This window comes from Microcoleus sp. T3_B1, from assembly GCF_036700445.1.
Lineage (GTDB): Bacteria > Cyanobacteriota > Cyanobacteriia > Cyanobacteriales > Microcoleaceae > Microcoleus.
Window position 1 is genome coordinate 86,168 of record NZ_JAUBOX010000017.1, and the last position, 23,348, is coordinate 109,515.

The window sequence follows — 23,348 nt, forward strand, 5'->3', positions numbered from 1 at the left end:
TCTCATTCCTTATCCAATTCTCAGTCCGCTAGGAGTGGACGAAAGTTTGTTCGCGGTTTCAACCGGCGAGGGAGCTCGGATTTGGGATCGCACCCATAAAAAAAAGTAGAGGTGCGATCGATCGCATCTCTACAGTAATTCTAAATAAGGTGCACCGAGTGCACCCTACCAATTAGCGGTTCTGGGGAACAGGAGCACTCGGTGCTCCAGAAAAAGTCGCCTCACCAGTCTTAGCCCGCTTTTTGATCAAGATAGGCTTGACGCTGTTTTCTCCACCAATCGGGGGATCTTCTTGTTGAGCGTAATCAGCGCCCATCCAAGCAGGACGGCTTTGATCGAAAGCCATTTGCAAAGCAGCAGCGGCGATCGCGTGGGAGTCGTACTCCTCGGATAACTGAGACACCAGAGGCAAGAAAGATGCCATCCGTTCGCCAGCCAAAGCTTCGCGAACTTTACCCTGCATCTTTTCCAACTGACGAGCTTCAATTTGCGCCCGTGTCGGAATGTTTCGCACCGTCAAGCTCGATCGCACGTGGCGTTCAATCAAGCGCAGTTTGCGGCGATCGACCGGTTGAATCAGCGTAATCGCCGTTCCTTCGCGACCAGCCCGGCCCGTGCGTCCGATCCGGTGAACGTAGCTTTCCACACTGTCGGGCAAATCGTAGTTAATAACGTGAGTCAAGTGATCCACGTCCAAACCCCGTGCCGCAATATCAGTCGCCACTACCCAGCGCACCTGACATTGGCGGAACCGATGCAGCAAGCGTTCCCGCTGTGCCTGATTCAAATTACCGTGATACTCATCAACGCTGTGACCTGCTGCTTGCAGTTGGCTGGTGAGTTCTGCAGCCGACTGCCGAGTCCGCACAAATATCAGTGCAGATTCCGGGTCTTCCATTTCTAGGATTGGCTGTAGAGCTCTTGCCTTCGACCAGCCACGGGGAATCATGTACACGCCTTGGCTGATGCGCTTTGGCGTTGCTTTTGGCTGTTCTACGGTGACGTTGACTGGGTTACGCAAATGCCGCGCCACCAGTTTCCGAATGGAAGGTTCCATCGTCGCCGAGAAAAATGCCGTTTGACGTTCTTGTGGTGCTGCATCCAAGATTTTTTCCACATCTTGAATAAAGCCCATGCTCAGCATTTCGTCAGCTTCATCCAAAACCAGCCATTTTACCTTGTCTAGTTTCAGGCTGCCGCGGCTGAGCATATCCAATATGCGTCCGGGTGTACCGACAACGACGTGAACGCCGCGCTTCAAACGCTGCATTTGACGATCGATCGATTGACCGCCGTACACTGTCAGAACTTGCAGAGAGCGACCCACTTTTACCGGGCCGTCGCTGCTGATGCCGCTCAAATCGCGGATGGCTTCAGTTACTTGCATCGCCAATTCGCGAGTCGGCGTCAGCACCAGTGCTTGCACCGCAGTTACATCTAAATCAATCCGCTCCAAGATGGGCAACGAGAATGCTGCCGTTTTGCCTGTCCCTGTTTGGGCTTGACCCACAACGTCGCGACCTGCTAACAGGTGCGGAATTGCTTGTACTTGGATGGGAGTAGGTTCTGTAAAGCCTAGTGTTTCCAGATGGAGAACGAGTTCTTCCGAAAGACCTAAGCCTTCAAACAATAAATTCATTAATGCTCCTAATAACGAGTCTTAGCCTTCTAAGTTGCCCAACTCGGATGCGGATTTCTGCTCGGCGGCAGGAACTCATAAGAGTTCTTTATGGTGCTGCGCCTGCGCGCACCTTCTTAAATAGCAATCGAGTATAGGGCAGCTCCGTCGATGGTGACTAAATTTACCAATTCGACAGCCGTCTTTGATTTTGTGACATCACCGATACCAACCGCCAGCGGTCGGCTTATGGGCTTCCAACATTCTTAAAATAGGACATTGGACTTCCTTTGAGGTACTTGCAAGCTTTCCCTCTTAGGCATTTTATAGTGAGGATCATGCCAGCCCCACTTCACTACAACATAGTAGTAATAGGTTTGTTGGTTCAGGCGCTATCCCGCAATCCGTCGCCTGCGGGATTGAGCAGGGGATGCAGCGACCGTTACCGCCTATCCATCTCAACACTCTTTCGGGATACCGTTGTGGTGTAGGGCGGACGGCGAAGCAATCTCAAATTCTCCCCGCTTATTTCTGGCTTGTTACTATCATAACTCTTTACATTCAGAAACAAAACATTAAATTCGTTAAAATTTTCCGATCGTTCTGTAGAGATAACCGCACCCCGAGGGGGAGCGTCGATTGCCAGATAGGGGCTAAAAAAGTTTAGAACCCTTTGCTACCTATCTTTGCACAATATTGTACAAACCGTTACTTTTGCTGCACAATCCGCTAATCATTTTTGGCTGGTGTCTGGTTTTTGTTCGCCACACCGTCTCAGGCGACAGTTCCAGCAACACTTACACTTGACCCCGCCTAGCACCGGATACAGTGCCACGTGAACTCATGAGGGTCGATCCCACAATTTTAGACAAAAGATCGAGCTCCCAGATCAGTCTGTGCAGTCAATCTAAAATCTAAAATCTAAAATCTAAAATCGACTTGACCCCGCCCAGCACCGGATACAGTGCCACGTCAACTCATGAGGGTCGATCCCACAATTTTAGACAAAAGATCGAGCTCCCAGATCAGTCTGTGCAGTCAATCTAAAATCTAAAATCTAAAATCTAAAATCGACTTGACCCCGCCTAGCACCGGATACAGTGCCACGTGAACTCATGAGGGTCGATCCCACAATTTTAGACAAAAGATCGAGCTCCCAGATCAGTCTGTGCAGTCAATCTAAAATCTAAAATCTAAAATCTAAAATCGACTTGACCGTAGAGGTCGTAGACATCTGCACCAGTAATTTTCACAGATACGATCGATCCCAGTCGCGCTTCTCCTGTCACATAGACGAGTCCATCTACTTCTGGGGAAAACCGAGCGGATCTACCAATCAACTCACCTGTCTCTGGTTGTTCTTGTTCTATCAGGACATCAACTACCTGACCGACAGATTCTTGATTCTTCTTCAATGATATAGGTTGTTGTGCCGCCATTACCGCATTGCGCCGCATTTCCATTATTTCTGCTGGTATTTGCTGGGGCAAGCTGAAGGCTGGGGTTCCTTCTTCTGGCGAAAATACAAAAACTCCTACGTGATCGAATTCGTGGCGCTTGACAAATTCCAGCAAGTGTGCTGCGTGTTCCTCGGTTTCGCCGGGAAAGCCGACAATAAAAGTTGTCCGCATCACGGCGCCGGGAAGTGCTGCTTTGAGTCGATCGACTATGGCATCATTGATCCCAGCTTGAAAAGGCCGATTCATCGCCCGCAGAATTTCCGGGTGCGAGTGTTGCAGGGGTAAATCCAAATACGGCAAAACGTTGGGCGTTTCGCGGATTGCCTCGACAACTTGCGGAGTCAAACCTGTAGGATAGGCGTAGTGCATCCGAATCCAAGGCACATCTACTTCACCCAAAGCGCGCAGTAGTTCGGCTAGTTTCGGTTCGCCATAAATATCTTTGCCGTAGTTGGTGGTAATTTGAGAAATTAAGATAATTTCCTTTACCCCTTCCGAGGCTAATTGCTTAGCTTCCGCGACGATAGATTCGATCGTCCGCGATCGTTGATTTCCGCGCAAGTGCGGGATAATGCAAAATGCACAGCGGTAGTCGCAGCCTTCTGCTATACGCAGATACGCGACACCTTCCGATGTCGTGCGGTAGCGCGGAGTAGTTTCGTCAGCGATGTAAGTAGGTTCTGAAGAGACGAGGGAAACTCGATCGCCCTTTTCCACCTGCTGCATAACATTGACGATTTTATGATAGTCGCCAGTGCCGACAATTGCGACTGCTTCCGGCAATTCATCCAGCAATTCCTGCTGAAAATGCTGTGCCATGCAGCCGGTGATGACTACTTTTTTATTAGCTTCTGCCAATTCTACCAAGGTGCGGACTGACTCTTCTCGCGCCGCTTGGATAAAACTACAAGTATTGACTACAACATAATCAGCTAATTCTTCATTAGAATCGACTTGATAGCCCGCTTGAGCCAGCAAGCCGATCATGTGTTCGGTATCGATGCGATTTTTTTCGCAGCCGAGGTGAGTAAATGCGATCGTTGGCTTCGTTGCCATGCAGTAATAGTTAGTGTTGCGCTATTTTTGAGAACGTTTTATGGTATCACACAATTAAAAAAATTGCAATGTGTATGTGGAATATCTGGACTGTTGTGGTGTCCGCAGGTGTTGTGTGATATTTGTGCGATCGTGAACGAGGTGAGGATTTTTACGGTTTGTGCGATCGTACTTTCCCGCTTTTTCGCTGCCAGATTTTGACCCAATTGTCAGGTTTTGGTGTCGTCGGAAGGCTTCGACAATCTTACGCCCTTTGCATAATTTCGACTTGCTAGTTCGGCAAGCCAGCCAGAAAAATCTTCTCTGCTGTTAAGTTCAATTCTGAAAAAGCCAACGACTCAATCCTTTCGCTTCCCCTAAACTGTTTTACCTGATACTCCCCATCTACTAGCTGGTAAATCGAGAGAGTGGGTTGTTTGGGATTGCCGATAAACTTGCGACCGCCTAAACCAAGATAGTCTACAATCCAGTATTCGGGAATGCCCATTTCTTCATAGTCGGAAGCTTTGAAAAAATAATCATCCCGCCAGTTCGTACTGACCACCTCTACAGCTAGTCGCACCGAAGAGCCCATCGTGATGACTGATTCTTTTTTCCAGCGCGGTTCGCTTGCAAGTGCGGTTCGGTCTAGGACAATTACATCTGGCTGGTAGCCAGATTCGTTACGCGCAAGCTTGAGCAAGCAATCACTAGGGATAGAGTAAGGCAATTGCAGTCGCCTGATTTCAAAATTGATTTCACCGGAAATGAAACCTGTAACGTCGGAATGGTCGCCAGTTCCTAAAGGCATTTCAACAATTACTCCATTGTGTAGTTCGTACTTATGGACAGAGTTCTCTGGATACCAAGCAACGAACTCATCAAACGTGATTGTTTTCGATATGGTTTGGATCATGTTGCGGTTTCCTCTGTCTGGTGATTAGTATGCGGAAAGCTCAAATATTACACAAGGATTACAGGCAACGTTGCCTCTAATCCTTGACAAATTAAACTGTAGCTGATATAATTTAGATAGCCCGTCCTTACAAAACAGCACTTGGTACAAAACTTGGTACAAAACGCCGATTTGTCACAAAATTGGTGTCCTTTTGTACCCATTTGATATCCTTTTGATACCCGATCGCCCCCACTCCTTCTAGCTCGGCTCGGTTAAGGGCAGACCGCCTCGAAAAATCAACTCGGCAGTCAACCTCAACTCTGGGAAAGCCAGCGATTCAACTCGGTCATCTCCCCGAAACTGGCTGATTTGATACTCGCCGTCAACCAACTGGCAAACCGAGAGCGTGGGTTGCTTGGGAGTGCCGATGAACTTGCGGCCGCCCAAACCAAGGTAGTCCACAATCCAGTATTCGGGGATGCCCATTTCTTCGTAGTCAGCGAATTTGAGATGGTAATCGTCCCGCCAGTTGGTACTGACGACCTCTACAGCCAGTCGCACCGAAGACCCCATCGTGATGATGGATTCCGTATCCCAGCGCGGTTCTCTCTGGCGCAGAGCTGCTTCGTCTAGGACAACTGCGTCTGGCAGGTAGCCCGCCTCGTTGCGGACGGGTTTGAGCAGGCAGTCGCCGGGGATAAAGCAAGGCAATTTCAGTCGCCTGATTTCTGCGCTGATTTCGTCCCTGGTTAAACCTATAACGCGGGAATGGCGGCCGGTTCCTAAAGGCATTTCAACAATTACTCCATTATGTAGTTCGTACTTATGGACAGAGTTCTCTGGATACCAAGCAACGAACTCATCAAACGTGATTGTTTTGGATATGGTTTGGATCATGTTGTGGTTTCCTCTGTCTGGTGATTAGTATGCGGAAAGCTAAAAGATGGCACAAGGATTGTCGGCACTTTACCGACAATCCTTGACATAGGAAGTGAAGTTTGGTATAATTTTGCGTCCATAATATCAAAATACCGATCGCGCCGATCGACTGAATCTAAAAGTATCCACAGAAGTTCTTGATACGATCATTATTTCACAAATTTTGTGATGTTTTAGCTAAGCTGTTCTGCCTTTAAATTGTATGTCAAAAAAATTTAAAGTCTTGTGGGGTGGGCGTCCCGCCCGCCCTGAATATACAGTTTAAATGCGCGACAGCTTACTCCGATCGCAAACTCAGCCTGAGTCATCTCTGCAAGGCATTTTGCAACATACTTTCAAAAAAAGTATCCAGAGAAGTTCCTGATGCTTTCGTCATTGCAGAAAGCACACTTTTCTGAGCAAAAGAACAGTATAGCCCCGCTTCCAAAAACCAAGGTTTTCCCTGCGGATCGATGCGAAAATCAAAGAGACTATAATCGCGACAACCCAAAGCGATGTGGCATTTTCTGGCCATATCCCAAACTCTCTCCGTAATCGGATCGCTGGTGTCAACTATCCACGACTTGGTACTATCCTTAGAAGTCAAGATCAAGTTGCCATCGTCATTTTGTTTCAGCTTATCGGCATAACTCCGAATCGGCATTGTGTCAGCATTTAGAGCATACTCTTCTAGTGGTAAACAGACTAATTCGCCTGCTTTGATGATAATTCCACAGCGAACTTCTCTACCCAATTCAATGAATTTTTCAACGAGCACTTCCTCGGAATGAGTCAATGCTGTCTGCAAAGCTGCATCATAGTCAGCAGCATCTTGAACGAAGGTTACTCCAATGGAATTATCGCCATTTAGTGGTTTGAGGACGGCTGGGAAATCAATCAAGGTTCGATCGCCCGCGCGGACAACTTCTCCCAACGGTACACTTACCCCAGCGGCCGCTACTACTGCCTTAGTCTTGGCTTTATCAGCCACCAGCGCCATCAACTCTGCCGGATTACCCACATAAGGAATACTCAGCATATCGAACAAGCTGCGGTATTGAGTCATGCCGGGGATGCAAAACATCTGCGGTACCATTACGTCAATCTTTAGCTGTGTCAGCACCTCTACAGCGCCCGCTAGAGACATGGGATTAGCGGCTGCGATCGCACCTCGATCGAGAGAGGTGGGAAAACGCCATTGGCCATCGGGAGAAATATAGGCAATATGAAATTCATAGAGTGCTGAATTAGCAGCATTTTTCAGACAATCTTCTGCATAAAGCCGCGATAAATTACAGTAAAAATCGCTAACTGCCGAGCCGACTAAATGCAAAACCCGTACTACTGACATCCTCAATCTCCCCCTATTTCCACAAGTTTGCCAATATTAAAATCAATCCGAATCCACTCTTTCGGGTTCTGTAAATTTCCCCATAACAACAAGGGAATTTGCCAATGATGCACCATCAAAAAGGGCAGTGGATCGTCCCACTCGAAGATGGCATCTTTGCCTTGGGCGATAATTTGTAACCGCTCAGAAACTAGCTTTGGCGACCACAAATGAGTCACCAATCGCCAAATTTCATGGTAAATCCAGTAAGTCGGGCGACTTGATGCCAAAGGCTGCACAGTCTGTGGTAAAGGGTCGAGTTCCAAATAAGCTTTTGCCACATCAGGATGGTTGTAAAACATCGTGATGGCTGAATGGGTGCGCGGGTTGCATTCGATCGCGTAAATCTCTCCATCATCCGCCGCCTGAATGAAATCAAAGGAAACTTGTCCCGTCAGATTTAGACTCTTGGCAAACTGACGAATCCAATTTTCGATATCCGGGCGATCGACATTCTGGTAATTCACCTGAAACGCCGACGATTCACAGCAACAATGCAACTGAAGATGACCATCACGAATTGTACTGTGAGTGCAGAATTCTTGCCCGGGAATATACTCTTGCATAATCCAAGGTTTACTCTCGGAAATTGGTAATGAGTTGACAAATGTGGCAGTTTTTGCAGGGTTTTCGCAGGGTAATTTAGTTAAGTTTAACCTGCGGACAGAATCGTAGGGAATACTTTTGATAATATATGGACGCTGTGCGTCACTAAAATCAAAATCGATTACTTGCTGGGGATTAGTAATGCGATAAGACTTCGGAACTCGCAGCCCCAATGCTTCCGAGGCTTTTGCAAACTGATATTTATCATCCAAACGTTGCAGAGTTTCGACATCTACGTGCATTACCGTACAGTGGGGAGAAAGTACCCTTTTGACTTCGGCATCGTAGTAACTGGCGACTGGACTACAGACTGGAACGTAAACATTAACTTTCTCTTGTTGGACAATTTTCAAGAGTGCTTGGGGGTATTCCTCTGTCTGCGGATTTGGTACTGTGTAAAAGCGATCGACTGCCCAAGAGTAACGATGACCTGTCAGCCAGTATTTCTCGGTTTCTACCAAAATTACCCGATGACCGGCCTTATGGAACGATCGGGCTAGCTGCAATGCTTTGGTCATCTTGCCGCCGCTAATCAAAATCGTTTGGGGAGAGTCCGCGATCGATCGAGACTGAAACGGTTTGATGATGATGGATCTCAGTAGGGCGATCGCAGTTAAAGCAATATTCAGGGGCAGTACCAATAGCAGCAAAATTAAGGTTGCTATAGTTTTAACGGCTGTCTGGAAGCGCCTATTCCCAGTGTTTGTTTCCTGTTCAGATGGCATCGCTGCCACAGAAACTGTTTCGAGCATAATTTCCTAGTAAGTAGACACTCTAATTAGCGGTGGTTTTTGAATGATTAAACCGCAGATGACGCTGTTGGCGCCGAGTCTCCAGAAGAGACAGATCAATCATGCGGATGAGGCGCGGATTTGATATTACGCACGGGTGGTTAGGATCGTCAATTAAATAATTTCCCTTTTTTCTTGTGGGATGGGCGTCCCGCCCGCCCAGAAAGGACGGGCGTCCCGCCCATCCCACAACAGTCATGAAAAGTGGATTTTATTTAATTCTCATCCCTTAGAAACCGGGTTTTTTGACGATCGGACTTCGTTACAGCCCGCCCAATAGGGCAAAAAACCCGGTTTATGCAGGTTTTGATGCGTCTAGGACTGTTCTACTAAACGCGCCGAATTAAGGTCAATCCATCTCTCAGCGGCACTAACACCTGCTCTACGCGCGGATCGTCAACTAGAGCCTGGTTAAATTTGGCGATCGCAACTCCGTTATCAGTAGCAGTACCCGACACATAGGGCTGTCCCTGCATCAGAGTATTGTCTGCACAGATCAAGCCATTGGGAGCCAACAGCCCAGTGGTGAGCAATAAATCGAGATAATCTGTGTATCCAGCTTTATCAGCATCGATAAACACCAAATCGAAGACTTCCCCGTCTTGGGCCAATTGTTTCATGGTTTCTAGAGCCGGTGCCACCTTCACTGAGATTTTGTGACCGGCAGTAGATTCGTGAAAACACTTCTGGGCAAATTCAGCTACATAAGCATCTACTTCGCAGGCTACCACCACTCCATCCACCGGCAGTGCTTCCGCCATCGCTAGTGCTGAGTACCCGGTAAACATCCCTATTTCCAGTACGCGCTGTGCTTTGGTGAGATGGACGAGAAACTTCAGCATTTGGCCTTCCACATGGCCCGAAAGCATTTCCTGTTCCAAGTGGCGCACTGTCTCGCCGTCAGAGAATCGCTTACTCCAATCTTCTGATTGGGTGCGCTTTACTAACGCGGCTAAGGCGGGAGATTCCGGCGTGGTACAAAGGTTCAGGTACGGATCGAGACCATTTGCTAGTTCGTAGGCTTGTTGTAATTGGGCCTTGAAAGCTCGATCGAGATTATCGATTTTTTCTACTTGCGAGGCGAGACTTTCGAGTAAAGAGGCTAAAATCCCGACTGGGGTAACGGGTCTCATCTTTATACCCCGGCTGTGGAACGAGTTCCAACTTTCTGCAATACCACATACATATCCTCGCCATCGCCATGACGCGGGTAGCCCTGACAGATTTCTCGATGCACGGCTAGGGTTTCATCCAACTCAGTTCGAGTCAAATCGTTCATGAAAAAGCAGTCACCAATGGGGCATGGAGCCGCAGCGCGTTGAAGGCCGTCGCGGGTACGACTGATCGATGTTGTCGCTTTCCAGAGCAGTTCTGATGTCAGATAAGGGCTGTCTATCGCTAGTCCGAGGCGGCTCATTAATCTTAAGATGCGATCGCGGTCGGCGATCGAAATGTAGCCCCGCTGCCCAGCAATAGTCGCCGAAAAAGCCATATCGATGGCGACACTGTGGCCGTGGAACATCGGAATTTCCGGTGTTAGTTCCAGCGTCGGACTCCAGGTGTGACCATAGGCAATCACCCGATCCAAATCTAGCTCGTGGAGGTTTGGTACTTCTAATGCCAGCATTGACTGAATCGCGTTGTAGGTTAAGCGATGGGCCACTTCGCGCAGTTCAGATGTGCCGTCTAAATAACCAAAATGGCTATGCAGTAATGCTTCGCCGTAGTTTTCTAACAACTCGAAGATTTCTTTGTTGCCTACTACGGCGATCTTAATTAACTCTGCCATGCCGTTTCGTATTTGGTCGATCGGCAGAGTTTTCAGAAAGGAGAAATCTAAAATTACTTTCTGCGAAGCGTGGTAAGCACCGAGGCGGTTTTTCAGCTTACCGTGGTTCACAGCTACTTTGATCGCCACACTGGCATCAATTAGCCCAATTAAGGTTGTCGGTACGCGAATGTAGTTAGTTCGACGGCGATAGGATGAGCAGGCAAAACCAGTTACGTCAGTAGTCAATCCACCACCGACCACCAAAACAGGCTCCTTCCGCACGAGTCCGAAATCCACGAAGGCATCTATGATGCTTTCAACAGTTGTTAACGTCTTATCAGGTTCCTTGATATTCACTGGAAAGACTGTTAAATCTATCTCGTGATACTTGAAATAATGCTGCATCTGTGCACCATAAAGACCATAGACTGTTTCGTCTACAACCATTAAACAGCGACCAAATTGGCGGTAACTCTCCGCAATCTCTGGATTTTCAAGCTTGAAAGCACCATCTACATATAGCAAGCTGAAATCAATTTTTTCGTACCCTTCAATATGAAAAGCACGATCGGTAGATGTAAACGTAGCTTGAATGTCACCCATAAGATTTTTGCACTTTCATGTTGATTAGTAACTGTAAGTATCTGGGCGAGCTTCAAAAGTATCAATCCTTTTGCTGGCAAACTTCCTAGGCATTAACTTGACAAATTGTCATTTAATATGAACTTAACAATCCACCTAAAAATTTACTTTCAGAGTTGTTTGTTAAGAGTAGGTTAAATACTGCTTTTCGAGTATTTATACTTAAAGCCTTTAGAGGATTGATTTGAGACCGCCTCAATGCTTACACAAAATTCAACATAACGAATTTCTCATCTTTATGCAACCATATTCAGTAAAAATCGATATTTCTTTTAATATAATATTATCCAGAGACAAATCGGGAAAACCCGAAATTACAGCCTCCTCACCTATTAAAACGACTCGTTGCGATCGATCGTTGAAATCACTTTATCTTTTTTGATCGGGTTCGCTGTGTATTTCCAGTTGATTAGACCTCTTGCAAAAGTCCTTTTCATAAATTTCTTGGACGGGCGGGACGCCCATCCCACAAGAAAAAATAACTCTTGTGGGATGGGCCCCAGAGCCCGTCCTAGTTATTTTTGCAAGAGGTCTATTATCAACCAAATTCAATATCCAATCAGCCGATTTATGCCTAGTTAATAAAGGGAATAATGAACCCGGATTTTAGATTACCAAATTTCCTGGGAACACACATCAAGCCCGATCGCCCGACAGCACTTTAACAGCAGCAGACGCAGGTAATGAAGCGTCAGAATTTCCGTCCAAAGCATTAACTTGAGGCATCAAAGTGCTCATTTCCAATTGGCAAGATATTGGTCTAATTTGTCGATCGGCCAACAGTGGAATTGGGAGCATCTCAATGAAAGCAGCAAAGCTCGAAATTGGAATTAGGAGTCAGGAGTCAGGAGCCAGGAGAAAAGAGTCAGAAGGAAGAAGAAAGAAGTGTTTTTGCAAATATGAGATGCTCCCGTGGAATTTTTACCTTGGGGGCGGGCATAATCACCACCCCACAAGAGTCTTAAGATTTTTTCCGATACAAATCTGGATGTTTTTTGAGCTTAAAAATACTGCTAGCCCAACTTACGAGGGGATTTGATCCGACGATACATCGGGGGCGAGCGACAGATTTCCTTCGCCCGAAAGCACTTGACCAGCAGATCCAGTAGTTAATCGATGATCGTAAGAGTGTGTTCCCAAACCCTTAACTTGGCGCATCAAAGTGCCCATTTCCAAAGCACTCATCGCATAATTCCAGCCCAAATTGCTTTTAATTCCAGCCCTTTCCAAAGCTTGCTGCATCGTGTCAGTCGTCACCACCCCAAAAATCACCGGCACCCCTGTTTGAAAAGCAGCCGCAGCAATTCCCTTAGCAACCTCACCAGCCACAAAATCGAAATGAGGAGTTTGGCCCCGAATTACCGCACCCAGACAAATTACCGCATCGTAGCGGTGAGAAAGAGCAGCTTGGCGGGCCACCAAAGGAATCTCAAAACTTCCCGGAACCCAAAAAAAGTCCACCTGAGAGCCATGAGGATTAATATCAACCCCGTGGCGTTTCAAACAATCTTGACATCCCTCCAAAAGTTTGTTGACGACCAAATCGTTAAAACGACCGATGACAATCGCAAATCGCAAAGATTCGGTGTGAGTAAAAGTTCCCTCGAAAACAGTCATAGTGTTCTAGTTTAGATTTTAGGTTTTAGGTTTTAGAGTTTTGTTTGTGAGAAGGCAAAAGTCAGAAAGCAGCAGCATCTCATCTGAATCTCAAGTACAAAAACATACAGGATCGCGCGGTGTGGAAAATTCCTAGCTTCTGCCGAATGCCTTTCAATCGCTGGTGAATGCCTTCATCCTTCTATCTTTTACCTTCTTTATTAGATAGAGTTGGGTGAAATTAAACGACTAAAAAGTTCAATACACCCACTGCAATAACCAGCAAAAACCAGAGACCCGATCCGACATAAATCAGGGATTTAGACTGATTCCAGTTTTGGGGAGAGGCATAAGCAACCGGGACGCCAACGACCATCACAAAAGACAGCAGTACCAGACCCAGTAAAACCACTTGAAACAGAATTGATAACATCTTTTCTCCTTTCGATATAACCGTGCGTTGATCAGAAATAGCTTCCCAGAACCGGAAAAAATCTTCCAAATTCTAGTTTTTGACAGTTTCCCGATAGTCGATCGAGAGATTGTCGGTTGATTGATAAGAAAGAACCCGTGCAAATTCGGGCGTTGCGCGAACAGGCGTCAGCGACTTTTGAGATTTTTATCAATTTTATCATTGTTGGCTACAGCACAGAAAACTGGATTCGATACAGGCTGAAGGTTAAGTTACAGTGCGATCGCCCGGTGTCAGAGCCCGAGAAATTGCTACTCTGTGAGTGAGAGATGCGGGATTTTCGGCTATGGACTTAGTTTTGTGCCACACAACAGCAGATTTTGACGCCTTGGGGGCGGCGGTGGGACTTTGCGTGCTGCGCCCCGGTAGCAGGATCGTATTGACGGGCGGGTGTCACCCGACAGTGCGGGATTTTTTGGCGCTACACCGCGACGAGTACCCACTGATTGAACGCCGATCGGTCAATCCGCAACAAATTCGATCGATTACTATAGTTGATGCCTCCGGGCGCGATCGTTTGGGAAAAGCCGCCGAGTGGCTGGATTTGCCACACCTCAACGAAATTGCTGTTTTCGACCACCACAAGGAGGCGCATTCAGACATCCGGGCTACTGTTAGCCAAATCGAAGCAGTCGGAGCCAGCACGACATTAATTGTCGAAAAGCTCAAAAATCAAGCAGAAAAGAGCGACACACCATTCCGCCTTCTGCCTTCGGAAGCAACAGTAATGGCCCTCGGCATCCACGTCGATACAGGTTCCCTCACCTTTGAGGGCGCAACTGCGCGAGATGCAATAGCTTTGGCGTGGTTGATGGAACAGGGAGCGAGTTTGGGGGTAATAGCTGAATATGTAGAACCCGCTTTGTCTCCTCAATTGCAAGATTTGCTCAGAGAAGCGCTCAAGAATTTGCGATCGGAAACTTTGCACGGTTACAGCGTAGCCTGGGTGCTGCTATCTACTGAAGCTTACGTTCCGGGACTTTCTTCTCTGGCTTCTCGCTTGCTCGATTTAACTGAAACCGATGCTCTGCTGTTAGGTAATGTTTATAAATTTGGCGAAAACGAAAACAACCGCAACATCGATCCCGAATCGCCAGTTTCCAATCGATTAACTATTATCGGTCGATCGCGCATCGAAGGCACAAACCTCAGCGAATTGTTCAAACCCTTCGGTGGTGGAGGCCACGCCCGCGCCGCTTCCCTCGCCACCCGCGATGTTGACCCCCTGCTGACTTTAAATCAGTTAGCTGACGAACTCAAAGCTCAAATTCCCCACCCTCCGACAGCGCGCGAATTAATGTCGTCTCCAGTGCGGAGCATTCGCCCGGAAACATCGGTGGGGGAAGCTCACCGTATCCTCCTACGTTACGGACATTCCGGGCTTTGTGTGGTCGATGCGGGCGATCGACTCGCCGGCATTATCTCGCGCCGCGACATTGACATTGCCCTGCACCACGGTTTCAGTCACGCCCCGGTGAAGGGTTACATGACTTGGCAGTTAAAAACGATCGCCCCAGATACCTTGCTGCCGGAAATTGAATCTTTAATGGTGACATACGATATCGGCCGCTTGCCAGTATTGGAAAACGGTCAACTGGTAGGAATTGTGACTCGGACTGATGTGTTGCGGGAATTGCACCAGCAAAAAGCGCGAGACAGGGGAAGCAATACAGAATTGTCTTATTGTGCCGCGCCCGAATCGGTTGAGCAGTTGTTGCGATCGCGCATCAGTCCCGAATTATGGCAATTATTGTCGATCGCGGCCAATCTTGCCCAAGAGCGCGGCTGGCAACTTTATATTGTGGGTGGAGCAGTCCGGGATTTACTCTTAGCCACGGATGATACACTGGCGCTAACAGATATCGATTTGGTTGTGGATGGAAAGTGCGGTTCCGACGATTCCGGTGCTGGTGTCGAGTTAGCTTCCTCGCTGCAAAAACTTTACCCCGAATCGCGTTTGGACGTTCACGGTCAATTTCAAACCGCCGCGCTTTTGTGGCACAAAGACTCTGCTTTCGGCTCGCTGTGGGTGGATATCGCTACGGCTCGCACTGAATTTTATCCTTATCCGGCTGCAAATCCTGAAGTTGAAGCGAGTTCGATTCGCCAAGATTTGTACCGCAGGGATTTTACAATTAATGCCCTGGCTGTGCGCTTGGGTGTTCCTCGCAGCGGCGAATTGTTAGACTTTTTTTGCGGTTTGCTGGATTTGGAATCGAAGCAAATTCGAGTTTTGCACGCCAATAGTTTTATCGAAGATCCGACGCGAATTTATCGCGCTGTGCGGTTTGCGGTGCGGTTGGGATTTGAAATTGAGCCGCAGACGGAAGGATACATCCGCCACGCTTTGGCCAGCGGGATTTATTACCGAATTCAGGGGGAAAATGGCCGAGCTCCGGCTTTGGAAACTCGGCTCAAAAGCGAATTGAAATACATTTTGCAAGCTCCTTACTGGAAAGTTGCTTTGCAAATGCTGGGAGATTTGCAGGCTTTGCGCTGCATTCATCCTAGTTTGGAGTTGGATCGGGAGTTGTGGCGACAACTGCGTTTGCTCGATCGGTGTTTGAATGGAAGAAGGAAGAAGGAAGGCACGACACGGATTTTGACACGGATACACGGATTAATGATTGAGGGTGAGTCACGAGTCAGAGGGAAGAAGGAAGAGGGAATAGGGAAGAAGGAAGAAAAAGAAAAAGCAACTATTTCCAATGCCCAATTCCCGATGCCCAATTCCCCATTCCCCATTATCAATATTCCCGATTGGCAGATGCGGCTGGAAGTTTTAATCGCTTATTTAGCACCGGAATATCGCGGCAAGGTGGCTGCAAATCTTCAGTTACCCGCTGACAGCATTAAGCGGTTGGAAGTTTTGGAAGCCGGAAAGAAGCAGTTAGCAGAGAATTTGCCTAAGTGCGAGTTGCCGAGTCAATTGGTGTTGCTGTTGAGAAATTATGAATTGCCGGTGTTAATTGCGATCGCCCTACAAAGTCCGCGAAGTGCACGTCGCCAAATCTGGGAATATCTCACCAAATGGGCGAATGTTGAGCCGCCTTTAAATGGCAACGATTTGAAGGCTTTGGGTTATAAGCCAGGGCCTGGGTTTAAACGAATGTTGGATGATTTGTTGGCGGCGAAGTTGGATGGCGATTTGGGCGATCGGGCTGCTGCTATCTCTTTCTTAGCACAACGTTATCCTCAAGCTTAGTAAGGTGCGTCAGCAGCGCGTTATTTCTGATATAATAGATTAGCTAATTGCTGACGCACTCTACTAAAATTTAAGTTTTCAATCCTAAACAGGCTAACCAGGCGATCGCACATTATTGATATTTCGAGAATTAAGGTGAAGAAACATCACGCTCCTGCTTTAATCGCAATTGTCCTTTACAAAACATTTGTGGCTTCCCTCTTGACAGTAACTTCGATTGCTTTGCTTTTTGCATTAAAAAATCATCAATTTTTAGAACAATTTTCGCAATCTTATTTGTTAGAAAGCAAACTAAAAATTATTTAATTAATCTTAGACAAAGTTCTAATTCTCAAGCCTAAAAGCTTACTGCTTAGCGGACTTGTCGCAGCACTTTATGCAGTATTAACTGCTTTTGAGGCCGTTGGTTTGTGGTACGAAAAAGACTGGGCAACAATCTTAGTTTTAGTGCTGGTAAGCATCAGTATACCCCCTGAAATATATGAATTAGTTCACGGGGTCACGGTACTTAAGTTAGCGGTATTTATCACAAATGTAGCCATCTTATGGTATTTGCTCCACCATTTGCCGAAGCAGGGTAAAGGAGCTTAAAGTTTTGATTATTCAGAGGAAACTCACTTGATTTTATAAATGTCAGCATTTTCCATTTTAATTTCATAAAACGGCTGATCAGTCAAATAAAAACCTCAATCTTTACAAAAATTTTGTAATGGTAAAGATTTGATAAAGCTACGAGGGGTTATACCCCCTATGAGTTATAGTGACATATATATAGATGCACCCTGATGGCTTTCCCGTTCCACAAGAGCGGGATTTTTATTGGAAAAATATTGTATTAAGTTTTAATACAGGTGGTAGAGATAGAATTGGTGGAATATTCCAATAAAACGATCGCCAGATGCAAAAATAGCACAGAAGAAGCAAAAACGATAGTTAGGAGCGATCGAACATCCGCCCTAACTCTGCGAAATAACCCAAAGGCGGTAGCATAGTTTGGGAAACGGCATCAACTAAAGATGAACTTAGGGCCAGCAACAGCCTTCTAACAGGGCAAAGGCAGAATTAACGCGACTTTAGGCATAGGAGGGTGAGGGTTCGGCATCACTTACCATTGGTAACAAGTTAGAAAGGAGTAGATTTTGTCAATACCCCTTTGTGAATAAATATAATTGGTTAATAATGATAATCAAATAAGAGGTAAGGGTGGGAGAGTCCTGTGTAGGAGGACTCTTCCACACAAGGGCGCGATTATCATTATTAATAAGTTGTGGGCTCGATTGGCGTGGCATTGCGATCGATAACAGTGGCGGGCGATCATTTGTGACAAGTTAAGAAAAAGTGCAAATTGTCAAGGGGGTAGACCAAAAAAAGTAAAATAGGATGAAACCTTTACCGGGCAAGCAGTTGAGCCATAACTAACCAGTTATGATTCGCAAAAAACGAATCAACCGAGATCATGCAAAGCAAAAAAATCGTCCCCAAGTAGAAAATGAAGCGATCGCGAATCACTTGGAAGATTTATTAATTCCGGCAATGGCTGCCCAAAAAACTTTTTATCGGCAACTAAATTTAAGAGATAGAATTCTAACACTACCATTAATGATGGCAGCAATCCGCCAGTTTATTATGGCGATCCGTAGCAGGACTAACAGAATTAACCAGATTATTAAATAGAGAAGGATTTTTATGGTGTCAGCCACAAGAAATTAGCCAACAAGCATTATCACTCAGATTTTTAAGTTTTCCAGCAATTTTATTTGAAAAAGTATTTAAATAATTATTGCCTCATTTTCGCCCAAAATGGTTAACAAGAAAATCGAGACCATTACCAGATAGCGTACAATTTGCTTAAAAAACTTTGAAAATATCTGGATAGCTGACGGCTCAACATTAGAAGCCTTATTTCGTAAACTAGAAAGTTTATCAGATGTGCCAATTGGTCAATTAGCCGGAAAGATGGGAGTAATTATAGACCTAGTAACTCATCTTTACGAATAAATTTGGTTGGGTAAAATCCCAAACAAGCAGATACTAAGTGGGAGGAAAATTTACTAAAAACAGTTAAGCCGAAAACCTTACTATTATTGGATAGAGGCTTCTATCACTTCGCTTTTTTGTCAAAACTCATTTCTCAAAAAATTGGATTTATCACTCGAATCAAGAAAGGTGCATCTTATCAAATCGAGCGGCTATTAACCAATACTTAGGATGTCAAAGACCAGATAATTAAAATAGGTGCAGGAACAAAACAGACACCAGATTTGACTATAAGATTAGTACAGATTCGATCTAATACTTCCTGGCGTTCTTATCTGACAAGTGTCCGAGAACCTGAAATAGTGCCGCCTTATGTAGTAGCAGATTTATATCAAAGACGCTGGCGAATTGAAGACGCATTTTGGACAGTAAAAAGATGATTAAATCTCAGCTATTTAGGGACAGGTTCATTAATTAAACGGAATCAAGCTCCAAATCAGGGCTAATTGGCTATTTTATGGGGTTTTAGTAGATTTAGGAGATGCGGTTGCCGATGAATTAGGAGTACCAATTGAACGGGTTTCATTAGAAATGATTTATCGGGGAATGTATCATTTTTCTGTTGCCTATCAAAAAGGAATAGCCTCTGACATAGTTAAGTATTCTGCCGCCGATAAAAATCAAGATTTAGGGACTGTTAAGCTAGGCATGAAAACCTCATGTCAGGCTAATTATTTCTCCTTTCCCTGGAACTAAAAGAAGTCCAGAACAATTTTTTTTCAATAATAAAGGAACAAATGGAGTCATATTTTAATTGGGTCAACAGGTAAAAAATGAGTAAAATTACTCATTGACAATAGTGCTTTTAGCTTAAATTGTGAGTAATGGTTGCACCCTCAGCTTCGCCGAAGTGTCGAAACCGGGTTTCTCGCGATCGCCCTCAACCGAAAATGGGGCAATTGCGTTAAGAAACCTGGTTTTTGTGTCCTAGACTATGTAATAACTACAGAGTAATGAAATCGCCAGAGGTGAGAATACCGGGGGTAATATTGTTAAGCTTCGCCAACAATTGATTGGTGTCCGTCACCGTGATCAAAGTTTGATTGTTGCTGGAAGTAATACTGAGTTGATTAAAACTCAAACCAGAATTCAAACCAATTAAATCCTCACCCCTGCGGAAATCATTAATGATGTCGCTACCCAAACTTTGATTTAGGAAAAACACATCATTTCCCGAACCACCAGTCAAAGTATCGTCCCCAATATCCCCGGAAAGGAAATCGGCACCGCTGCCACCGCTGAGAATATCATTACCTTTGCCGCCGTACAGGGTATCGTTACCGATGTCGCCACAAAGCACATCGTTTTCATTGCCACCCAACAGCAAGTCGTTGCCCTCACCGCCATCGAGACTGTCGTTTTCTTTGCCGCCGTACAGGGTATCGTTACCGATGTCGCCAAAAATCAGGTCTGTACCTTCATTGCCAAAGGCAATATCGTTACCATTTCCAGCATTAATTGTGTCATTTCCTAAGTTGCCTAAAATGTAGTCGTCTCCATCTTCACCCAGCAAGATATCGTCATCTTTACCGCCGAAAATGCTGTCGTTACCAAGGCCACCGGCAACTGTATCATTGGCGATATCTCCCCTCAACAAGTCGTCGCCCTCACCACCGACAACAGTGTCATTATCCTTGCCAGCGTAGATGGTATCGTTGCCAGCGCCGCCAGAGATGAAATCGCTGCCTTCATTGCCGAAGATTGAGTCGTTATCTGCGCCGCCGTCAATGTTGTCATTGCCGCCCATGCCGTAGAGAGTATCGTTGCCGGCTTGTCCGTTAATTGACTCGTTGAGGACACCGCCCATGATGAAATCGGTAGTGTCGCCGCCGTTGATAGTTTGTTGGACGGGGTTGGGGGTGATGGTGGCAGGATCTAGTTGCGGAGGGTTGAGGCTATCGAGTAGGCAATCATCTAATACCGGAGTAGGAGTCGGAGTTGGTGTCGGTTCGGGTGTGGGTGTCGGCGCCGGAGTCGGTGTGGGAGTAGGAGTCGGCGCGGGTGTGGGTGTCGGAGTTGGAGTAGGAGTCGGCGTGGGAGTGGGAGTCGGAGTCGGAGTTGGAGTCGGAGTTGGAGTCGGAGTTGGAGTCGGCGCGGGTGTGGGAGTTGGAGTCGGAGTTGGAGTCGGCGTGACTGGAGGGTTAAATTCATAAGCGCCAATATCAACGATCGCACTTCCGTTATTATCACCATCTTGAGGGCGACTCACACCGCGCTGATCCGCAGCCGGCGCGCCCGCACCAGTACCGGTATCAATTGCCGGACTTCCTGTTAGCAGCGGCAGCACGAAAGCGCCGTTAATATTTTCCAAAGGGCCGAGTAAGGGGTCTGCGATCTTCACATTTGCCGTAACATTATTGTCGTTAGGATCGCCCGTCGTGAGTTTATTAGGAAATTGCAGATTATTTCCCCCGTCGATTAATTCCCGCCCGGTTTGCTGCTTAATCTTAAAACGATTACCCGCCGTGTTGCTATCAAAAATAGAATTCTTGACAGTAATTGGCTGATTACCAAAATTAGCAATACCTCCCGAATATTCCCCAGCGGTATTTTTAGCAAAAGTTGAATTGACGATGTTAGTCGAAAAGGAATCTCTGTTATTGACAATCATTCCTCCACCATTCTTAGCAGCGTTGTTGCCGGAAAATGTACTGTTAACTACGCTGATGTTTCCATTTTCACCCAACCACAAGCCGCCGCCGCTATCATCGGCTGTGTTGTTGGCAAAGGTGCAGTTTGTCACTGTCAAATCGGCATTGCCGTGGCGGACGCCGCCGCCGGAGCCTCCCGACCCCGCTGCATTTTTGACAGCTTTGTTGTTAATAAAAGTGCTATTTTCCAACACCACTTTATCTTGCAAATAACCAAACAAAAAGGCTGCGCCTCCTTCTCCGGAGCTGATATTGCCATCAAAAACGCTGTTGCGGATGACAATACTTCCGGCAACAGGGCCAGGGGTTGCATTGGGGCCCGAAGCATTAGCGCCATCGACGAAAACTGCCCCGCCAACGCCTTGGTCTGTCACGTTGCCGGTGAATTTAGAGTTTTCGATCGTCATGCTGCCCAACAGGTTATTAACAGCTCCGCCGTTGCTGCCTTTGTTGTTGGTAAATTCGCTATCTCTGATAGTCAGAACACCACCGCTTTTAGTGGCGATCGCGCCGCCCCCCCGTTCGGTATTATTCGCTAGCGAACCATCATTGCCGCTAAACTTGCTGTTAATTACAGTCATGGTGCTGCGGAAACCCCTGTAAATGCCGCCACCAAAACCGGCAACATTATTATTGACTTGGCAATTTTCTAAAGTTAAAGTGCTGCTACCTCCCGTTTGAATGCCACCACCGGCGCTAGTTGCGTCATTATTCGGATCGGTTCCAGAAACTTTGCCGTTGGCAATAATCAGGTTTTTTAGAGTAACATTTGTTGCACCTTCTGTGCGGATTACCCGCGAAGTATTGTTGCCACTGATGGTTAAATTGGCTGCACCAAGTGCATCAATTGTCAAGTTTTTGTTGATGACAAGTTGGCCGCTCGAGAGAGTAATTGTTTGGCTGGCAAGAGTGGAGGCAAATTGAATGGTATCGTCGGCTGCTGCGGAGGCGATCGCATCTCTCAATGAACCGGACCCGCTATCATTAGTGTTAGTAACGGTAATAGTCTTTAAAGTCCCTTGATAATCCGCCATTGCCTCTGGAGTCAAGGCTAGCGGTGCTTCAATATCACCCTTGGCAAACTCCAAATTCCAGTTACCACCGCGGCCAGTGCGATCGCTAGATGCTGCAATATCAGCCCCGGTTAACTCGCCCAGGCGATCGACAAAATCGCTTCCCGAACCCGCCGCAACATCGCAACCATAAAGCACAATATCTGCTTGGTCGCTTAGCGCATTTCGCCACCCTTGCAACTGGCTTTCATATTGTGATAAATTATCCGAAGTCAGCGTTGCAGAACCTAGCTGCAAGCTGCCCGAATTGCCGTGAGAAAAAACGTGAACTTGGTCTACAGTTTCCCCCGCAGCAGAAATTGTTTGCAGTTTCGCAGTAATTTGCTCGACTCCGTTACCATTTTTATCTAAAATGATGATCTCTGCACCGGGAAGCACGCCACCCGCAAGAGTTTGATAGTCATCTAAGTCGGGATCAATGAAGACAATAGATTTAGAACCAGCATTGAGGAGAACAGATTGTGAATCGATGTTAGTGGCAAAAGTTGAACTCATTTCGCATACCCATGAGAATGTTTACTATTTGCTGGTAGATTCACCTTGAAAGCAGAAGGCTAGAGATGCAGAAGGCAGTAGGCAGGATTAAAACCTCGGTGATAGATAGGGGAGATTAAAATTTAGGCAAAAACTTGAATTTTATCCCTAAGTGAAATCCGAGACTTGTCTCCCTAATCAGCTTAAGCTGTGTGAAAATTGCGATTTTTTTAGCAATTAACAGCCGAAAATGTAATGTAAATAGTCCGGCACGGGGAACCTCTCTAGGTAGATTTGCCATGCACACCCTTAGCGAGATAAGTAGTGCATCAAACCATTTGAAAGCCTAAGTCAGGTAAAATTCATAAAAAATTTTCTGGGGTTCCGAATTCCTGAGAATCTCTCTAGCTATTACCTGATACATTCACATTAGGGAAAACCAGGAAAATTCCCCCTAAAAAAATGATTAATTTAACTTTTTTTATAGCTGGCAAAAAGTTCCCCAAAATCTGAAAGTTAGTGGTTGAGAAAGCTGGATTTATTCGGGCAATCCTGAGCTGGCTAGCCAGCTCATGATTGCAATAGACGGATGTGCCTCATTCTAGGTGTGGGCGATCGGGAGCATCTCATATTTGTAAAAATACTTCTTCTGGCTCCTTCCTTCTTCGGGATCCTTCCTTCTTCCTCTTTCCTTCTTCCTCTTTCCTTCTG

The 23,348-nt window shown here is 46.3% G+C and carries 14 protein-coding genes and 1 pseudogene; 3 read left to right on the top strand and 12 right to left on the bottom strand.

Annotated elements, in window-relative coordinates; translation table 11 throughout:
* Positions 1-172 precede the first annotated feature (172 nt).
* The 11 genes from QT990_RS12085 to psbZ all read right to left on the bottom strand — a co-directional run bounded on the left by QT990_RS12085 (position 173) and on the right by psbZ (position 13,158).
* On the bottom strand, positions 173-1,639 hold the full coding sequence (locus QT990_RS12085; protein ID WP_333109100.1) for a DEAD/DEAH box helicase: 1,467 nt from the start codon (positions 1,637-1,639) through the stop codon (positions 173-175).
* A 1,172-nt stretch (positions 1,640-2,811) separates the two neighbouring features.
* A complete protein-coding gene (rimO, locus tag QT990_RS12090; RefSeq protein WP_333145557.1) occupies positions 2,812-4,134 on the bottom strand; it encodes a 30S ribosomal protein S12 methylthiotransferase RimO in 1,323 nt (440 codons plus the stop codon).
* Between the two features lie 271 nt (positions 4,135-4,405).
* Positions 4,406-5,029 carry a Uma2 family endonuclease gene (locus QT990_RS12095; protein WP_333145554.1) on the bottom strand — a complete coding sequence of 208 codons (624 nt, stop codon included), beginning with the start codon at positions 5,027-5,029 and terminating at the stop codon, positions 4,406-4,408.
* A 240-nt stretch (positions 5,030-5,269) separates the two neighbouring features.
* Complete coding sequence (locus QT990_RS12100) at positions 5,270-5,908, bottom strand: Uma2 family endonuclease (protein ID WP_333145549.1); 639 nt, start codon at positions 5,906-5,908, stop codon at positions 5,270-5,272.
* Between the two features lie 346 nt (positions 5,909-6,254).
* Positions 6,255-7,280, bottom strand: a complete 1,026-nt coding sequence (locus tag QT990_RS12105; protein ID WP_333145545.1) for a D-alanine--D-alanine ligase — start codon at positions 7,278-7,280, stop codon at positions 6,255-6,257.
* 2 nt (positions 7,281-7,282) lie between these two features.
* Positions 7,283-8,677 (bottom strand): ATP-grasp domain-containing protein, encoded by a 1,395-nt coding sequence (locus tag QT990_RS12110; RefSeq protein ID WP_333145542.1) that lies wholly within the window; start codon positions 8,675-8,677, stop codon positions 7,283-7,285.
* 368 nt (positions 8,678-9,045) lie between these two features.
* The gene (locus tag QT990_RS12115; RefSeq protein WP_333145539.1) at positions 9,046-9,849 is read right to left on the bottom strand and encodes a class I SAM-dependent methyltransferase; all 804 of its coding nucleotides are present in this window, start codon (positions 9,847-9,849) and stop codon (positions 9,046-9,048) included.
* A 2-nt stretch (positions 9,850-9,851) separates the two neighbouring features.
* Positions 9,852-11,090, bottom strand: a complete 1,239-nt coding sequence (locus QT990_RS12120) for a sedoheptulose 7-phosphate cyclase (RefSeq protein ID WP_333145536.1) — start codon at positions 11,088-11,090, stop codon at positions 9,852-9,854.
* A 675-nt stretch (positions 11,091-11,765) separates the two neighbouring features.
* Positions 11,766-11,927, bottom strand: coding sequence for a hypothetical protein (locus QT990_RS12125; RefSeq protein ID WP_333145533.1), 162 nt, complete (start codon positions 11,925-11,927; stop codon positions 11,766-11,768).
* A gap of 225 nt (positions 11,928-12,152) precedes the next feature.
* Entirely contained in the window at positions 12,153-12,746 is a 594-nt protein-coding gene (gene ribH / locus QT990_RS12130; RefSeq protein WP_333145530.1) for a 6,7-dimethyl-8-ribityllumazine synthase, read from the bottom strand.
* A 220-nt stretch (positions 12,747-12,966) separates the two neighbouring features.
* Entirely contained in the window at positions 12,967-13,158 is a 192-nt protein-coding gene (gene psbZ, locus QT990_RS12135; protein ID WP_190735314.1) for a photosystem II reaction center protein PsbZ, read from the bottom strand.
* 325 nt (positions 13,159-13,483) lie between these two features.
* Here psbZ and QT990_RS12140 point away from each other — a divergent pair, with 325 nt between their 5' ends.
* The 3 genes and pseudogenes from QT990_RS12140 to QT990_RS12150 all read left to right on the top strand — a co-directional run bounded on the left by QT990_RS12140 (position 13,484) and on the right by QT990_RS12150 (position 19,193).
* Entirely contained in the window at positions 13,484-16,402 is a 2,919-nt protein-coding gene (locus QT990_RS12140; RefSeq protein WP_333145524.1) for a CBS domain-containing protein, read from the top strand.
* A 309-nt stretch (positions 16,403-16,711) separates the two neighbouring features.
* Complete coding sequence (locus QT990_RS12145) at positions 16,712-16,993, top strand: DUF2127 domain-containing protein (protein ID WP_333145561.1); 282 nt, start codon at positions 16,712-16,714, stop codon at positions 16,991-16,993.
* Positions 16,994-17,827: 834 nt separating this feature from the next.
* Positions 17,828-19,193 (top strand): annotated as a pseudogene (locus QT990_RS12150) (IS4 family transposase).
* A gap of 189 nt (positions 19,194-19,382) precedes the next feature.
* On the opposite strand, the gene QT990_RS12155 reads toward QT990_RS12150, so the two are convergent.
* Complete coding sequence (locus tag QT990_RS12155) at positions 19,383-22,658, bottom strand: DUF4347 domain-containing protein (protein WP_333145522.1); 3,276 nt, start codon at positions 22,656-22,658, stop codon at positions 19,383-19,385.
* Between the last annotated feature and the right edge of the window lie 690 nt (positions 22,659-23,348).

What these genes read in the sequence shown, in the direction of transcription:
- QT990_RS12085 (WP_333109100.1), bottom strand. Translation starts at nt 1,639, where the DNA reads ATGAATTTATTGTTTGAAGGCTTAGGTCTTTCGGAAGAACTCGTTCTC.
- rimO (WP_333145557.1), bottom strand. Translation starts at nt 4,134, where the DNA reads ATGGCAACGAAGCCAACGATCGCATTTACTCACCTCGGCTGCGAAAAA.
- QT990_RS12095 (WP_333145554.1), bottom strand. Translation starts at nt 5,029, where the DNA reads ATGATCCAAACCATATCGAAAACAATCACGTTTGATGAGTTCGTTGCT.
- QT990_RS12100 (WP_333145549.1), bottom strand. Translation starts at nt 5,908, where the DNA reads ATGATCCAAACCATATCCAAAACAATCACGTTTGATGAGTTCGTTGCT.
- QT990_RS12105 (WP_333145545.1), bottom strand. Translation starts at nt 7,280, where the DNA reads ATGTCAGTAGTACGGGTTTTGCATTTAGTCGGCTCGGCAGTTAGCGAT.
- QT990_RS12110 (WP_333145542.1), bottom strand. Translation starts at nt 8,677, where the DNA reads ATGCTCGAAACAGTTTCTGTGGCAGCGATGCCATCTGAACAGGAAACA.
- QT990_RS12115 (WP_333145539.1), bottom strand. Translation starts at nt 9,849, where the DNA reads ATGAGACCCGTTACCCCAGTCGGGATTTTAGCCTCTTTACTCGAAAGT.
- QT990_RS12120 (WP_333145536.1), bottom strand. Translation starts at nt 11,090, where the DNA reads ATGGGTGACATTCAAGCTACGTTTACATCTACCGATCGTGCTTTTCAT.
- QT990_RS12125 (WP_333145533.1), bottom strand. Translation starts at nt 11,927, where the DNA reads ATGCTCCCAATTCCACTGTTGGCCGATCGACAAATTAGACCAATATCT.
- ribH (WP_333145530.1), bottom strand. Translation starts at nt 12,746, where the DNA reads ATGACTGTTTTCGAGGGAACTTTTACTCACACCGAATCTTTGCGATTT.
- psbZ (WP_190735314.1), bottom strand. Translation starts at nt 13,158, where the DNA reads ATGTTATCAATTCTGTTTCAAGTGGTTTTACTGGGTCTGGTACTGCTG.
- QT990_RS12140 (WP_333145524.1), top strand. Translation starts at nt 13,484, where the DNA reads ATGGACTTAGTTTTGTGCCACACAACAGCAGATTTTGACGCCTTGGGG.
- QT990_RS12155 (WP_333145522.1), bottom strand. Translation starts at nt 22,658, where the DNA reads ATGAGTTCAACTTTTGCCACTAACATCGATTCACAATCTGTTCTCCTC.